15 protein-coding genes are annotated in these 14,662 nt (G+C 46.8%); 14 read left to right on the top strand and 1 reads right to left on the bottom strand.

All coding sequences use genetic code 11. The features are described 5' to 3' along the window. Positions 1-311 precede the first annotated feature (311 nt). The 14 genes from ACFQ2O_RS14215 to hisIE all read left to right on the top strand — a co-directional run bounded on the left by ACFQ2O_RS14215 (position 312) and on the right by hisIE (position 13,550). On the top strand, positions 312-1,724 hold the full coding sequence (locus tag ACFQ2O_RS14215; protein ID WP_377528762.1) for an anthranilate synthase component I family protein: 1,413 nt from the start codon (positions 312-314) through the stop codon (positions 1,722-1,724). Position 1,725: 1 nt separating this feature from the next. Beyond that, positions 1,726-2,289, top strand: a complete 564-nt coding sequence (locus ACFQ2O_RS14210) for an anthranilate synthase component II (RefSeq protein ID WP_377528760.1) — start codon at positions 1,726-1,728, stop codon at positions 2,287-2,289. A 99-nt stretch (positions 2,290-2,388) separates the two neighbouring features. Beyond that, a complete protein-coding gene (gene trpD, locus ACFQ2O_RS14205; protein ID WP_377528758.1) occupies positions 2,389-3,396 on the top strand; it encodes an anthranilate phosphoribosyltransferase in 1,008 nt (335 codons plus the stop codon). A 33-nt stretch (positions 3,397-3,429) separates the two neighbouring features. Continuing rightward, positions 3,430-4,248: an indole-3-glycerol phosphate synthase TrpC gene (trpC, locus tag ACFQ2O_RS14200; RefSeq protein ID WP_377528756.1), complete on the top strand. Its 819-nt coding sequence runs from the start codon at positions 3,430-3,432 to the stop codon at positions 4,246-4,248. A gap of 20 nt (positions 4,249-4,268) precedes the next feature. Next, positions 4,269-4,895, top strand: a complete 627-nt coding sequence (locus tag ACFQ2O_RS14195; RefSeq protein WP_377528754.1) for a phosphoribosylanthranilate isomerase — start codon at positions 4,269-4,271, stop codon at positions 4,893-4,895. A 247-nt stretch (positions 4,896-5,142) separates the two neighbouring features. Next, positions 5,143-6,333 (top strand): tryptophan synthase subunit beta, encoded by a 1,191-nt coding sequence (gene trpB / locus ACFQ2O_RS14190; RefSeq protein ID WP_377528752.1) that lies wholly within the window; start codon positions 5,143-5,145, stop codon positions 6,331-6,333. Next, positions 6,323-7,099 (top strand): tryptophan synthase subunit alpha, encoded by a 777-nt coding sequence (gene trpA / locus ACFQ2O_RS14185; protein WP_377528750.1) that lies wholly within the window; start codon positions 6,323-6,325, stop codon positions 7,097-7,099. Before trpB ends, trpA begins: the two co-directional genes overlap by 11 nt. 1 nt (position 7,100) lies before the next feature. Next, positions 7,101-8,111, top strand: coding sequence for a 3-deoxy-7-phosphoheptulonate synthase (gene aroF / locus ACFQ2O_RS14180; protein WP_377528748.1), 1,011 nt, complete (start codon positions 7,101-7,103; stop codon positions 8,109-8,111). A 248-nt stretch (positions 8,112-8,359) separates the two neighbouring features. Further along, positions 8,360-9,073, top strand: coding sequence for a hypothetical protein (locus ACFQ2O_RS14175; RefSeq protein ID WP_377528746.1), 714 nt, complete (start codon positions 8,360-8,362; stop codon positions 9,071-9,073). A 29-nt stretch (positions 9,074-9,102) separates the two neighbouring features. Beyond that, on the top strand, positions 9,103-10,446 hold the full coding sequence (gene mgtE, locus ACFQ2O_RS14170; protein WP_377528744.1) for a magnesium transporter: 1,344 nt from the start codon (positions 9,103-9,105) through the stop codon (positions 10,444-10,446). 366 nt (positions 10,447-10,812) lie between these two features. After that, positions 10,813-11,394, top strand: a complete 582-nt coding sequence (gene hisH / locus ACFQ2O_RS14165; protein ID WP_377528742.1) for an imidazole glycerol phosphate synthase subunit HisH — start codon at positions 10,813-10,815, stop codon at positions 11,392-11,394. Then, a complete protein-coding gene (gene hisA / locus ACFQ2O_RS14160) occupies positions 11,391-12,113 on the top strand; it encodes a 1-(5-phosphoribosyl)-5-[(5-phosphoribosylamino)methylideneamino]imidazole-4-carboxamide isomerase (protein ID WP_377528740.1) in 723 nt (240 codons plus the stop codon). The genes hisH and hisA overlap by 4 nt, the downstream gene beginning before the upstream one ends. After that, positions 12,107-12,865, top strand: a complete 759-nt coding sequence (gene hisF, locus ACFQ2O_RS14155; RefSeq protein ID WP_377528738.1) for an imidazole glycerol phosphate synthase subunit HisF — start codon at positions 12,107-12,109, stop codon at positions 12,863-12,865. Before hisA ends, hisF begins: the two co-directional genes overlap by 7 nt. Before the next feature lie 76 nt (positions 12,866-12,941). Further along, a complete protein-coding gene (gene hisIE / locus ACFQ2O_RS14150) occupies positions 12,942-13,550 on the top strand; it encodes a bifunctional phosphoribosyl-AMP cyclohydrolase/phosphoribosyl-ATP diphosphatase HisIE (protein ID WP_377528736.1) in 609 nt (202 codons plus the stop codon). 58 nt (positions 13,551-13,608) lie between these two features. On the opposite strand, the gene ACFQ2O_RS14145 is transcribed toward hisIE, so the two are convergent. Next, positions 13,609-14,475 (bottom strand): alpha/beta fold hydrolase, encoded by an 867-nt coding sequence (locus ACFQ2O_RS14145; protein ID WP_377528734.1) that lies wholly within the window; start codon positions 14,473-14,475, stop codon positions 13,609-13,611. Positions 14,476-14,662: the final 187 nt, after the last annotated feature.

Here is a 14,662-nt window from a genome sequence, read left to right as displayed (position 1 = left end):
CTCTTAGCCGCTTAGGAGAACAGGTACTGCTTTGAGTATTTATAAATTTTTCAAAACAAATGTTTGGTCTTTTCGTTTTACCCTTTACATTTGCAAGAGTAAAAGGGGAACGACTACCTCTTCAATAAAGAACAAGAAACACAATGATTCAAAATTTTCATATGGCATGGTGGTGGCACGTAACGACAACAATCGTGAACGGCACTGCTATATCCATTATGAAAGGATAAAATAAGCAAAGTAAAGGTTTAAAAGGCCTGCTGTTCACCAAGAACAGCAGGCCTTTTTGTTTTTCACCACCCCAAAGCAAAATGAACAAGTTTACCATCCATACTACCTATAAACGTCTTCTAGCTGATACGCTTACACCGGTGAGTGTTTACCTGAAGCTGCGTGACAAGTTTCCGAACAGCATTTTGCTGGAAAGCTCCGATTATCATGGCGCTGAGAATAGCTTCTCGTACATCTGCTGTAATCCCATGGCAAGTATAAAAGCGCAGAACGAGGTGTTGACGGAGACTTTCCCGGATGGCAGCGAGCGCACCACTGCTATTGCAGAGGAAACCAATGTGCCGGTGTTACTGGGGGAGTTTTCCAGGAGCTTTGAGGTGGAGGAGAACAAGCAGTTCAGCTTTATCCATAATGGCTTGTTTGGCTACATGAGCTATGATGCGGTACGCTACTATGAGGATATAAACCTGACGATGCGCGAAGGAAGAGCCGATATACCAGATTTATATTATGCGGTGTATCGCCACATTATCGCCATCAACCACTTTACCAACGAAGCTTACATCTTCTCGCACAACTATAACCAGGCTGATGATGATGGAATTGCGCAAATGGAGGCGCTGCTAAACAGCCGTAACATTCCGAGCTATACTTTCAAAACGGCAGGTGAAGAGGAGCACAATATCAGCGCAGAAGATTTCCTGAAGAACATAGCGAAGGCGAAGCAGCACTGCTTCCGGGGCGATGTGTTTCAGTTGGTGCTTTCCCGCCGTTTTGCACAGGGCTTTCAGGGGGATGAGTTTAACGTGTACCGGGCGCTGCGCTCTATCAATCCATCTCCCTACCTGTTCTACTTCGACTACGGCAGCTTTAAAATCTTCGGCTCTTCGCCGGAGGCCCAGTTGGTGATCAAAGACCAGAAGGCAAGCATTTTTCCGATTGCCGGAACATTCAGAAGAACTGGAGATGATGCGGCAGACGCTGCTTTGGCCGAAAAGCTCTTGGCAGACCCAAAGGAAAACGCGGAGCACGTGATGCTGGTAGACCTAGCCCGTAACGACTTAAGCCGCAACGGCCATAGCGTGCAGGTAGAGACTTTTAGAGAGATTCAGTTTTACTCGCACGTGATTCACCTCGTGTCCAAAGTTTCAGGCACGCTACATAACCAAAAGGATGCGCTGCAAATGGTTGCCAGTACCTTTCCGGCTGGTACTTTATCCGGAGCACCCAAGCACATGGCCATGCAACTCATTGACCGTTACGAAACCACTAACCGCGCTTTTTACGGCGGCTGCATCGGTTTCCTCGACTTCAACGGCAACTTTAACAGCGCTATCATGATTCGCTCGTTCCTGAGCAAAGACTATAAGTTATACTTCCAGGCAGGTGCAGGCATCGTGGCCGCCTCTAACCCGGATAGTGAGCTGCAGGAGGTAGACAATAAATTAATGGCGCTGCGGCGCGCCCTTCAACTGGCCCAAGAAATCAACTAATATGAATGTTCTGGTAATCGACAACTACGACTCATTTACCTATAACCTGGTGCACCTGCTGCAGGAACTGGGGGCAACGGTAACCGTGCGCCGCAACGATAAGACGACGCTGGAAGAGGTGGGACAATACGGCAAAATCATGCTTTCACCTGGCCCAGGTATTCCCGATGAAGCAGGCTTGCTAAAGGAGATCATTCGCACTTATGGCCCCAGCAAAGACATGTTTGGCGTTTGCTTAGGTCATCAGGCGATAGGTGAAGTATACGGAGGTAAGCTGTTTAACAGCAACGAAGTATGGCATGGTGTGGCAATGCCTGTGCAGGTGGTGTGTGAGCAGGAGCTTTTGTTCAAAGACCTGCCCAAGCAATTCGGTACCGGCCGCTACCACTCATGGCTGGTAGAGCAGGAATTGCCAGAGTGCCTGGTACCAACTGCTGTAGACGAGAAAGGACATATCATGGCTATGCGTCATAAGGAGCACAAAGTAAGAGGCGTACAGTTTCACCCCGAGTCAGTGCTGACAGAGCACGGTAAGGAAATTATCAAGAACTGGCTGGAAAGTTAGACTTTAGACATTAGTATCTAGACGCCTTCAGTAATAGTGTTTAGAACTAATCTCCAGTGAATAGTCTAACTTCTAATATCTAGCATCTAAAATCTAACCATGAAAGAGATACTAAATCACTTATTTGAACATAAAACGCTGACGAAGGAGCAGGCCCGGGAGGTGCTGGTGAATATTGCCGGCGGTAAGTATAACCAAAGCCAGATCTCCAGTTTCCTGACGGTGTTCATGATGCGCAGCATTACCGTGGATGAACTGGAAGGATTCCGGGATGCGTTGCTGGCGCTTTGCCACCGTGTAGACCTGGATGCTTATAACCCCATTGACCTTTGCGGAACGGGTGGCGATGGCAAGGATACCTTTAATATATCTACGCTATCTTCTTTTGTGGTAGCGGCTAATGGTGTGGCTGTTGCCAAGCACGGGAATTATGGTGTGTCCTCTTCCTGCGGTTCTTCTAACGTGCTGGAGGCGCTGGGAATCAAGTTCACCACAAACACCGATGCGCTGGAGCGAAGCATAGACAAGTATAACATCTGTTTTCTGCACGCACCGCTTTTTCACCCGGCCATGAAAAGCGTGGGGCCTATCCGGAAAGACCTGGGCGTAAAAACCTTCTTCAATATGCTGGGTCCCATGGTGAATCCGGCTTTCCCGAAGCGACAGTTGGTGGGCGTATTCAGCCTGGAGTTAGCCCGCATGTATGGCTACCTATACCAGCAAACCGACACCCGCTATACTATACTTCATACTTTGGATGGCTATGACGAAATATCATTGACCAGTCCGTTTAAAGTGATTTCTGATAAGCAGGAATTGCTATTGGATGCACAGGCGCTGGGGCTGCCAACGTTGCAGCAAGAGCAAATTATAGGCGGAGGCACGATAGAGTCAGCAGCAGAAATATTTCTAAAGGTTTTAAAAGGGGAAGGCACAGAAGCACAGACAGCCGTGGTATCAGCTAATTCAGCCATGGCTTTGCAGTGCGCCCGACCGGAGTTGGAGCTACAGGAGGCGGTTAGCTTAGCCAAAGAAACACTTGAGTCAGGTAAAGCTTATGCTTTATTTAACAGCCTGATACAGGATAAAAATTTAGTAGTGGCTTAGGCTTTAATCATCAACATTGTAAAGAAACGCAACATGAACATACTAGACGAAATTATTGCCAACAAATATAAAGAAGTGGCAGAGCGCAAAGAGCTATACCCGGTTAAGTTGCTGGAGAAGAGCTTATACTTCGAAACTCCTTGTATCTCCTTAGAGCGCTACCTGCTGCGCCCGGATAAGACCGGTATCATTGCCGAAATTAAACGTAAATCTCCTTCCAAAGGCGATATTAACCCTTATGTGTCGGTAGAGCGCACTTCTATTGGCTACATGCAGGCAGGAGCCTCTGCGCTTTCTGTGTTAACAGACGGGCCATACTTTGGCGGCAAGAATGAGGACCTGCTGACGGCACGTAAGTATAATTACTGCCCCATTCTGCGCAAAGATTTTACAGTAGATGAGTACCAGATTGTAGAGGCAAAATCTATCGGGGCGGATGCTATACTACTAATTGCAGCTGCGCTAGAGCCTGCACGCCTTAAAGAACTGGCTGCTTTTGCACGTTCTTTTGGCTTGGAAGTGTTGCTGGAGGTGCGTGATAAAGAAGAGTTGGCCGCTACGTTATCAGAAGATGTGAATGTGGTTGGTGTAAACAATCGCAACTTGAAAGACTTTATAACAGATGTGAATGCTTCTTATGAGATAGCCAGGCATATTCCTGCAGGTTTTACCAAGATTTCGGAGAGTGGCATCAGCAACCCAAAAACAATGGTTGAGTTGAGAGAGGCTGGCTTCAACGGTTTTCTGATCGGAGAGACCTTTATGCACAACAGCCGACCTGAGCAAGCTGCTGCCAACTTTATCAGGGAGTATAAGCAACTGCTTGATAAGAAGACTGCTTCTTTGGTTTAGCTAAACTAAAACTTAAGGTTATGAAAATCAAAGTATGCGGCATGCGGCAGGCAGATAACATCCGCCAGTTGGCCGAATTACAACCCGACTACATGGGCTTTATCTTTTATGAGAAGTCGAAGCGCTTAGCAGAAGCACACATTACACCAGAGCTTCTGGCAGAGCTGCCAGCAAGTATAAAAAAGGTGGGTGTGTTTGTGAATGCCGCTACAGCAGAAATTCAGGCCACAGTTACCAAGTATAAACTGGAGGCGGTGCAACTGCATGGTAACGAAACACCTAGGCAGTGTGCTGAAGCCAAAGAGCTAGGAGTAGAAGTAATTAAGGCTTTCTCTGTAGATGATAGGTTTGTGTTCGAGAACACCTTGCTCTACGAATCCAGCACAGATTACTTTCTGTTAGATACCAAAGGCAAAGAGTATGGTGGCAACGGCATTCCGTTTGATTGGGAGCTACTGAAAAACTACTTCTCGCCCAAGCCATACTTCCTCAGCGGCGGACTGAACCTGGAGAATGTAAAGCATCTGGACAAGGTAAGACCAAAGCCCTATGGCCTTGATGTGAACAGCGGCTTTGAGCAGGAGCCGGGCTTGAAGAACATTGCTAACCTGAAAGAGTTGTTCAACCAGATCAGAAGCAAAGAATAATTTGCCGCCGCAGGTTTAGCGCAGCGTAAAATGCTATTGTGTATGTAACTCAATAGGTTCGGCGGTTGAAATCTAGTTATATAACTTTTTCTTCTCTGCAGAAAGCAAGTTGCAAACTTGCATCAAGTATAACCACAAGTTACGCTCACGCTAAACTTGCGGTATGTAAATTACGAGACACAGGCATTGTCAAAAGTCTTGTGTCTAATATCTAAAATCTAACGTCTTAAAAACGTCTCAAAATAAAATGAGCTATCACGTTAACGAAAAAGGATTCTACGGCAAGTTCGGTGGAGCCTATGTGCCCGAAATGCTGTATCCCAATGTAGAAGAGCTGCGCCAGAATTACCTGCGCATTATACAGGAACCAGATTTTCAGGAGGAGTTGCAACACCTGCTGAAGGACTATGTAGGTCGGCCAACGCCCTTATACTTTGCACCACGCCTTTCGGAGAAGTATAATACGAAAGTATACCTGAAGCGCGAAGACCTAAACCATACAGGAGCACACAAAATCAACAACACCATCGGGCAGGTTTTGCTGGCAAAGCGGCTTGGTAAAAAGCGAATTATTGCCGAAACCGGAGCGGGACAGCATGGCGTGGCAACAGCTACCGTGTGTGCACTGATGGGGCTGGAGTGCATTGTTTATATGGGTGAGGTGGATATTGAGCGTCAGGCCCCAAATGTGGCGCGTATGAAGATGCTTGGGGCAAAGGTAGTGCCTGCTACTAGTGGAAGTAAAACTTTAAAAGATGCTACCAATGAGGCTATCCGTGACTGGATTAACAATCCTGAAAATACTTACTACATCATTGGTTCGGTAGTTGGTCCGCACCCTTACCCGGATATGGTGGCCCGTTTCCAAGCCATTATTTCAGAGGAGATGCGCACGCAGTTGCTGGAGAAAGAAGGCACTGAGCTGCCTAACTATGTGATAGCATGTGTGGGTGGTGGCAGTAACGCAGCAGGTGCTTTTTACCATTTCCTTGATGAACCGGAAGTGCAGTTGGTAGCCGTAGAGGCAGCTGGCAAAGGAGTAGATTCAGGTGAGTCGGCGGCCACGTCTATACTTGGCAGGGATGGCGTCATCCACGGAAGCCGCACCTTGCTGATGCAGACAGAAGATGGGCAGGTAACAGAGCCATACTCTATTTCTGCCGGACTGGATTACCCTGGAGTTGGTCCGCTGCATGCGCATTTGTTTGAGAGTAAGCGCGCGCGCTTTATGAATGCTACCGACGATGAAGCGCTGCAAGCGGTGCTCGAGTTGACACGGCTAGAGGGTATCATCCCGGCACTAGAAACGGCACACGCGTTGGCCGTACTGGAGCGCCTGCAGGCAAAGCCGGATGAAATTGTAGTTATAAACCTTTCCGGCCGCGGCGACAAAGACCTATCTACTTACCTAAAGCACTTCCACTTCGATGAACAATAGAATTAAGCGTCTCTTTGAGCAGAAGCAGAAAGGGTTGCTGTCAGTATACTTTACGGCTGGCTACCCAAACCTAAATGACACAGAAACCATTATCCTGGAATTGGAGAAAAACGGCGTAGACCTGATAGAGGTAGGCATGCCTTTCTCTGATCCGCTGGCAGACGGGCCAACCATCCAGCAAAGCAGTACTGTAGCTTTGCAAAATGGCATGACGATAGCCAAGCTTTTCGAGCAACTGCAGCACATCCGCCAGAAAACGCAGATACCGCTGGTGCTGATGGGATATCTGAACCCCGTGATGCAGTATGGTGTGGAGCGTTTTTGCCAGAAAGCGGCCGAAGTAGGGATAGACGGCATCATTCTGCCGGACCTTCCGCTGCGCGAGTATGTGGAGGAGTATAAGCCGCTTTTCGAGAAGTATAATCTGAGCAAAGTATTCCTCATTACGCCACAAACGCCAGAGGCCCGCATCCGCGAGATCGACAGCCATACCAACGGCTTCATTTACATGGTGTCGTCTGCTTCTACCACAGGTAAAACATTAGGCTTAGAAGAGCAGAGCCAGGCTTACTTCCAACGTGTGGCAAGTATGAAGCTGCAAAACCCAGGTGTGATCGGCTTCGGCATTCACGACAAAGAGACCTTTGCCTCGGCCTGCAACCATGCCAGCGGAGCTATCATCGGCAGTGCCTTTGTAAAGGCAATCGGGCAGGAGGGAAGCCTGGAGCAGAACATTAAAACATTTATCCAAAGCATCAAGAACTAACATGATCATACAACTGCAGCAAGGAATTCCGGCTGAGCTGAAGGAGAATATTCTGAAGCAGGTAAAGGAAATAGGCTATAAGGCCAACGAAGTTAAAACCCAGGAAGCTCATTATCTGGTAGCCATTGGCAAAAAGGATTTTGATATACGTCACATCGGGCAATTGCCGGGCGTAGCCGATATTCACCGCGTTTCGGAAGAGTATAAACTCATTTCGCGTAAGTGGCGCGTGGAGCCTACCCGTATTGACTTAGGTGATGGGGTTATGGTGGGCGAAGGAAGCTTCAGCATCATGGCCGGCCCTTGTTCTATTGAGAGTGAGTCGCAAATAGAGAGTGTGGTGGCGCATCTAAAGGAGAATAATGTGAAGATCATGCGCGGTGGTGTGTTTAAACCGCGTAGCTCACCTTATGCCTTCCGTGGAATGGGGATGGATGGCCTGAAAATGTTCCATCGTATCTGCCGTGAAAATGGCATCAAAGTTATCACAGAAGTAATGCAGGTGTCGCAGATAGAGGAGATGATAGATTATGTGGATGTTTTTCAGGTAGGAGCCCGCAACAGTCAAAACTTCAACCTGCTCGATTCTTTAGGCGAGGCGCAGAAGCCGGTATTGCTGAAACGTGGTATTTCCGGTACGCTGGAAGAACTGCTACAGGCCGCAGAGTACATCTTCTCGCATGGCAATGAAAAAATCATGCTGTGCGAGCGTGGTATCCGTTCTTACGAAGGTGCATACCGCAATGTGCTGGACCTGAACGCGGTGCCGGTTCTGAAAGAAAAAACACATTTGCCCGTGATTGTAGATCCATCGCACGGCATAGGGCTGCGTGATTATGTAGAGAGTATGTCGCTGGCAGCGGTGATGGCAGGAGCAGATGGCGTAATCTACGAAACGCACCAGACCCCCGAAAAAGCTTTTTCCGATGCGCAGCAGACGGTAAACTTTCAGGAGTCGGCAAAAATGATCCAGCGCATGCGCCAGACGTACGAACTGCGCGAAAGCTTTTAAGTATAAGCTTTAGACAGGTGTTAATTATTTTGCAGACATGAAAATGAGAAGTGCATCCGCTCCTGATTTTAGTAGTAGTCCTTGGTGAACCTCAGGGCCTGGCGCTTGCCTGTCTATAAATAATTGAATTTCAAACGCCTGGTTCCTGCAGAAGGAGCCAGGCGTTTTGGTTTATACTTGTTGCTATACTTTTGCCGTAGAAGCAATGTATAGGTAGAACGGTTTTGTTGTACATCGAATTATACTGCATGAAACACCTTTACTTTCTTATTAGCTTTGTTATACTAATGGTTTGTTTTGCCTCCTGCTCTTCTGTAAGGGAGTCGCCAAAGTATCAGTTTTCGTCAGGCGTTTACAAAATTCGTACAACTGCCGGAGAACCTGCTTTTAAAGCTTATGTAGATGTGGAAGAAGATAGCCTGGTGTTTCAGCGCATCGGTTTACAAAGTATGCATGCTGATAGTATACAAGTGATCACCACAGCAGAAGTGGCCAATACGGTTGATAACCTACTATATACTTTCTCAAAGCCCTCTTTTGATTTGGATGTACTGACAATACCTTTTAAGTACAGGCCCGGAACAGCAGGTTTTCCGCAACAGCTGAATACTACCTTCCAGGGAGCAATTTACGTAGGTGCCCGTAAAGATGTATTCAGGATAAGGTACAGGAAAACTCCTGTAAATGATTATCATAAGAGTGAGAATCATTTCGGTTACAGCATTGGGTTATTCTCAGGTATTGGAGCCACTACTATGAATGAGTGGGTAACGCAGGGAGCTGTGCCTTATGAGTATGAAGGTGTGGTGTTGCTGAAGGGGGTGGCAGGGATTATAGGTATAAATAACTTTTCCCTTGGCCTTACCATAGGAATAGACCACCTGTTCGACAAGAACCGCGATGATTGGATTTACCAGCATAAACCGTGGGTAGGCCTGGCGTTTGGCCTTAACTTAAATTGAACCGTAAAGTATTAAATATAAGCATCCGTATGAGCCAAACCAGTACCGACATCAACCTGAGAGACCTACGCCACAAGCACCCGAATGATATTGCAGAAACCATCACTGAGTTAAATCCAAAAGAGCGGATTCTGGCGTTTCTGCTATTGCCCGGCGATATGAAGGCAGAAGTGTTTACGTACTTCAACCGCACCGTGCAGGAGGAGGTACTTAAAGAACTTGGCTCACGTGAGACAGCAGCTATGCTGGAAAACATGGCACCTGACGACAGAACAGAAATATTCGAAAATTTTCCAGATCTGCTTATCAAAGAGTCTATCAATTACCTGTCGCCAGAGGAGAAGAGCATAGCATTAAATCTGCTGGGTTACCCGGAAAAGAGCATTGCCCGCCTTATGACGCCCTACTACATTCAAGCAAAAAAAGGATGGACAGTAAAACAGGCGCTGAACAATATAAAGCGCTATGGGAAAAAGGCTGAGACCCTGAATCACATTTACATAGTAGATAAGGAGAATAAACTAATAGATGATATAAGGATAGGTAGGTTGCTGATGGCAGATGAGGAGCAAACGATAGAGTCGCTGATGGACTACAAGTTTTTATGCCTCACTACCACTACAACCCGCGAGGAAGCCATTGAACAGTTTAACAAATATGATCGCGCTGTAATGCCTGTAGTTTCAGAGAAAGGTGTGCTGGTAGGTATTGTGACCTTTGATGACATCTTTGATGAAATTGAGCGCCGCGACACAGAGGATATTCAGAAATTCGGTGGTTTGGAGGCATTGGATCTCTCCTACACGGAAACGCCAATGTTGACGCTCGTCAGAAAACGCGCTAGTGTACTGTTAATCCTGTTTCTGGGTGAGATGCTGACAGCATCTGCTATGGGTTTTTTTGAAGAAGAAATTGCCCAGGCAGTAGTGTTGGCACTGTTTATACCACTGATTATATCCAGCGGGGGAAATTCAGGTTCTCAGGCAGCTACATTAATTGTGCGTGCTATGGCAATTAAAGAACTTGGTTTAAAAGACTGGTGGTACGTGATGCGGAAAGAAGTATTTTCAGGCCTGTTGCTCGGGCTCATACTTGGTGCTGTTGGCTTTTTAAGAATTGTTGCTTGGCAGCAGGCTGGGTTTTATGACTATGGAGAACATGCAGTTCTCATTGGTTTAACGGTAGGTTTGTCGCTTATTGGCATTGTGCTATGGGGAACACTTTCAGGATCTATGATTCCGTTTCTGTTACAGAAATTAAAACTGGACCCTGCCACTTCTTCAGCGCCTTTTGTGGCTACTTTGGTAGATGTTACCGGTTTGATAATATATTTCTCTATCGCAGCAAGTATACTTCGTGGCACATTGTTATAAGTATAGTTGATATTTGTAATGAAAAAATTAAGCTTCGGCTACACTTTATACTTTAGAACGTATATCTTTGCACTTTATGAAAGGCACAATGGCTCATATGCACCATCATCACGCACGAAGCATCAGTTTCGGAGCCGCCTGCCTATGGATTTGCTAATAGTATAAATAGATATATCCAAAAGCCTGACTCCGAATAGAGTCAGGCTTTTTTGTTTCTGATCAGGATTTACAGGAAGCGGGAACGAACAGGATGTATTGCCTTACTGGTGAATTAATGGATTAGATGATGCGGGAACAAGTGTTATCTGATGTTGAATCAAAAATAGAGTCTAAATTCTGACGTCTAATATCTAGCGTCTAAAAAAGATGAACTTAGTTATAGTTGATTATAAAGCCGGAAACGTGCAGTCGGTGCTGTTTGCGCTGGAACGCTTGGGCGTGCAGGCGACACTAAGCAGCGACTTTGAGACTATTAAGTCGGCTGACAAAGTGATTTTCCCGGGAGTAGGCGAGGCTTCGTCTGCCATGGCGCAGCTAAAGTCGCGCAACCTGGATAAGCTCCTGCCAACGCTGGAGCAGCCTTTCTTTGGTGTTTGCCTGGGTATGCAGCTGCTATGCCAGCACTCAGAAGAAGGAGACACCGACCTGCTGGGAATTATTCCGCTGCAGGTAAAGCGGTTCCAGACAGAACTGAAGGTGCCGCATATGGGCTGGAACCAATTGGAGAAGCTGCAGTCGCCACTCTTTGAAGGGCTGCAGGAGCAGGAGTATGTATACTATGTGCACAGCTATTACGTGCCGCAAAGCGAGTATACTATCGCACAAACTTCTTATCCAGCGTCTTTTTCAGCTGCTCTTCAATACAAAAACTTTTACGCCGCGCAATTTCACCCGGAAAAGAGCGGACCTGCCGGTGCTCAAATCCTAAAGAACTTCTTATCCTTATGATGGAAATAATACCTGCCATAGACCTAATTGGCGGCCAGTGTGTGCGCCTTACCGAAGGCGACTTTGCCCAGCAAACCACCTACGACAGCAACCCATTAGAGGTAGCCAAACGATTCGAAAGCCACGGCATCAAGCGCCTGCACTTAGTTGACCTGGACGGTGCCCGTGCCCGAAAACCTGTAAACCTACATGTGCTGGAGAGTATAGCTTCCAATACAGGATTAACCATAGATTTTGGAGGAGGTCTGCAGTCTGAAGAAGCCTTGAAACAGGCCTTTGATGCCGGTGCAGCGCAAATTACAGCCGGAAGTATTGCTGTAAGAGAGCCTGACACTGTAAAAAACTGGCTGCTGAAGTATGGACCTGAGAGAATTATTATCGGCGCTGACTTCAAAGGAACAAACATCGCCATCAGCGCCTGGACCGAAGAGAGCAAGTATCCACTGCAGGATTTTATTTCTGGCTATGTTAAAACCGGGGCTAAACTTTTTATTTGCACTGATGTTAGCAAAGACGGCAAATTACAAGGTCCGTCTATCAATACTTACCGCCACCTGAAGCTTACTTTACCGGAAGCTGATGTAATTGCCAGTGGTGGCGTTACTACTATAGAGGATTTGGAGGTACTACAGGAGATAGGCGTGAAGGGGGCTATTATTGGTAAGGCCATCTATGAAGGCACTATTCAGTTAAAAGATTTGGAGAGTTTTATATGCTAACGAAACGCATTATTCCCTGCCTGGATATCAAAAACGGCCGTACGGTAAAAGGGGTGCAGTTCGAGAACATCCGTGATGCCGGAGATCCGGTGGAGTTGGCAAAGTGGTATGCCGAACAGGGAGCCGACGAACTGGTTTTTCTGGACATCACTGCAACTAACGAGGAACGTAAAACTTTTGCAGCATTGGTGCGCGACATTGCCCGCCACATTGATATTCCATTTACCGTGGGTGGTGGCATTGGTGCCGTGGCCGATGTAGAGGTGCTACTGCATGCCGGAGCCGATAAAGTTTCTATCAACTCGTCTGCCATCAAAAACCCGCAACTGGTAGCGGAGCTGGCCAAGCATTTTGGTAGCCAGTGCGTCACGGTGGCTATCGACACGAAGTACCGCGAGGAAACGGGCTGGAAAGTATACACCAGAGCCGGAACCGTAGAAACTAAACACGCTACCGTAGATTGGGCCAAGAAAGTAACTGACTTAGGTGCCGGTGAGATTCTGCTCACAAGTATGAACAACGATGGCACGAAGGCTGGTTTTGCACTGGATATTACAGGTGAAGTAGCGCAAGCTGTATCTGTGCCCGTTATCGCCTCTGGTGGTGCCGGCAGCATGAAGCACTTTGCCGAGGCTTTTAACATTGCCCATGCTGATGCTGCCCTCGCTGCGAGTCTCTTTCACTTCCGGGAGCTGGGGGTGCCTGACCTTAAGGCCTATTTAAAAGAACAAGGCATAGCGGTACGCATATAATTTTGAATGAGTGATTGGGTGACTGAGTGATTTTACGACTCATCACTTATAACTCTTAACTCATAACTATCAGAAAGTGGAATTAGATTTTGAAAAAGCAGACGGCCTGGTGCCAGCCGTGATACAGGATAATATAACAGGTCAGGTGCTGATGCTGGGTTACATGAACCAGGAAGCACTGGATAAAACAAGGCAGGATGGGCTGGTAACGTTCTTCTCCCGCTCTAAAAACCGCCTCTGGACTAAAGGTGAGACATCGGGCAATACCTTAGAGGTCATCAGCATTACACGCGACTGCGACAATGACTCCTTATTGATTAAAGTAAAGCCGAATGGGCCTACTTGCCATACAGGTACCACCAGTTGTTTTGGCGAAGAGGAAACTGCCAATCGTGCTGCTGCCATACGTTTTATCGCCCAACTGGAGGAGGTAATTCAGCAACGTAAAACAACACCGGTAGAAGGCTCTTATACCAACTTTCTTTACGACAGAGGTATAAACAAAATTGCGCAGAAAGTAGGAGAGGAAGCTGTAGAGACTGTTATAGACGCTGTAGCAGGGAAATTAGATACCATGAAGGGCGAGGCAGCTGACCTGTTGTACCACCTGCTGGTATTACTGTCCGCTTCAGGGCTGGAGTTAAAAGACGTGGTGGAGGTACTGCAGGAGCGACATAATAAGTAAAAAGTTACTTTATTATGTAAGGCAGCCATGAGGTTTTAGACTCATGGCCGCTTTACCTTTACTGCTGTGCTACAAAAGCTTTGATGGCATCAGCAACTTCGCCACCTTTCTCTTCCTGCAGAAAATGACCTGCATTTAGCCGCTTTACCTCTGCATCAGTAAATGTCTGCTCCCAGCGATCGAGGAAGTGAAGTGGAAGCAGTTTGTCTTTCTCGCCCCAAAGTATAAGTTTATTTATGTTTCGCAGTTTCTCGTGCTGCTGCCATAAAGTATTAAAGTATGGGTTTGCCTGGTGCAAAGCTTTGGCGAATGCCCAGGTGCCTGCACGGCTGGTAGAAGTAGAGAGAGGTTTCTGATAATGCTGTCGGATATCTTTAGTGAGGTGTTTCTTCTCGTGGTAGCCCTGCGGCAATAAAACCTTAGCAGAAAATCCTAGCTTCAAGTATAAAAAACGGCCTATCCCTCCACTCATAAACCTGCTAACTTTTTGGATGTTTCTTTCCTCTTCCAAACTCCACATCCACGTGTTCAGCAAAATCAGATTCTTTACATTGTCAGGATGCCGAAGCGCATATTGGAGCGCAATAGGCCCTCCAAAGTCATGTACTACCAATGTAATCTGTTTTAGCTGAAGCTGCTCAATAAGCTTTTCTAGTCTTTCAGCATGTGCTTCCGGAGTAAAGTCTGCATCAGCTGGCGTGTCAGAAAGCCCGAAGCCCATATGATCGGGAGCAATACAGCGGTACTGCCGGCTAAGCGCTTTTATTTGCTGGCGCCACACAAAAGACCAAGTTGGTGTGCCGTGTACAAACACAATGGCCTCTCCAGTCCCTTCATCTACGTAATGTAGCTGCCCCTGTGCCAGTTGTAGCGTATGGTGCGCAAAAGGATAAAGAATCTTGTCAAGCCATGGAGGGGTTTTCATAGTTCTGTTAGGTTTAAAAGTAGTAGTTAGTGGCAAAATACATTTATACTTTTTAGTTACAGGTTTGCCATAGGTGCAGTAGCGGAGTTAATGCACGACTGTCTGCTCCGGTTGCTATAAATAAGCTTATAAATGCCATTGCCTTATTCATATAAATATACCCATTCTTACTAAAAACAAAACTTAC

The organism is Pontibacter rugosus, from assembly GCF_042678745.1.
GTDB lineage: Bacteria > Bacteroidota > Bacteroidia > Cytophagales > Hymenobacteraceae > Pontibacter > Pontibacter rugosus.
Note: the sequence above shows the minus strand (reverse complement) of the source record. Positions and strands in the feature narration are given on the sequence as shown.

Excerpts from the sequence above, each read along its gene's own strand:
- trpC (WP_377528756.1), top strand. The coding sequence starts at position 3,430 with ATGAACATACTAGACGAAATTATTGCCAACAAATATAAAGAAGTGGCA.
- trpA (WP_377528750.1), top strand. The coding sequence starts at position 6,323 with ATGAACAATAGAATTAAGCGTCTCTTTGAGCAGAAGCAGAAAGGGTTG.
- ACFQ2O_RS14215 (WP_377528762.1), top strand. The coding sequence starts at position 312 with ATGAACAAGTTTACCATCCATACTACCTATAAACGTCTTCTAGCTGAT.
- ACFQ2O_RS14145 (WP_377528734.1), bottom strand. The coding sequence starts at position 14,475 with ATGAAAACCCCTCCATGGCTTGACAAGATTCTTTATCCTTTTGCGCAC.
- ACFQ2O_RS14195 (WP_377528754.1), top strand. The coding sequence starts at position 4,269 with ATGAAAATCAAAGTATGCGGCATGCGGCAGGCAGATAACATCCGCCAG.
- trpB (WP_377528752.1), top strand. The coding sequence starts at position 5,143 with ATGAGCTATCACGTTAACGAAAAAGGATTCTACGGCAAGTTCGGTGGA.
- ACFQ2O_RS14210 (WP_377528760.1), top strand. The coding sequence starts at position 1,726 with ATGAATGTTCTGGTAATCGACAACTACGACTCATTTACCTATAACCTG.
- trpD (WP_377528758.1), top strand. The coding sequence starts at position 2,389 with ATGAAAGAGATACTAAATCACTTATTTGAACATAAAACGCTGACGAAG.
- hisA (WP_377528740.1), top strand. The coding sequence starts at position 11,391 with ATGATGGAAATAATACCTGCCATAGACCTAATTGGCGGCCAGTGTGTG.
- aroF (WP_377528748.1), top strand. The coding sequence starts at position 7,101 with ATGATCATACAACTGCAGCAAGGAATTCCGGCTGAGCTGAAGGAGAAT.
- hisH (WP_377528742.1), top strand. The coding sequence starts at position 10,813 with ATGAACTTAGTTATAGTTGATTATAAAGCCGGAAACGTGCAGTCGGTG.
- ACFQ2O_RS14175 (WP_377528746.1), top strand. The coding sequence starts at position 8,360 with ATGAAACACCTTTACTTTCTTATTAGCTTTGTTATACTAATGGTTTGT.
- mgtE (WP_377528744.1), top strand. The coding sequence starts at position 9,103 with ATGAGCCAAACCAGTACCGACATCAACCTGAGAGACCTACGCCACAAG.
- hisF (WP_377528738.1), top strand. The coding sequence starts at position 12,107 with ATGCTAACGAAACGCATTATTCCCTGCCTGGATATCAAAAACGGCCGT.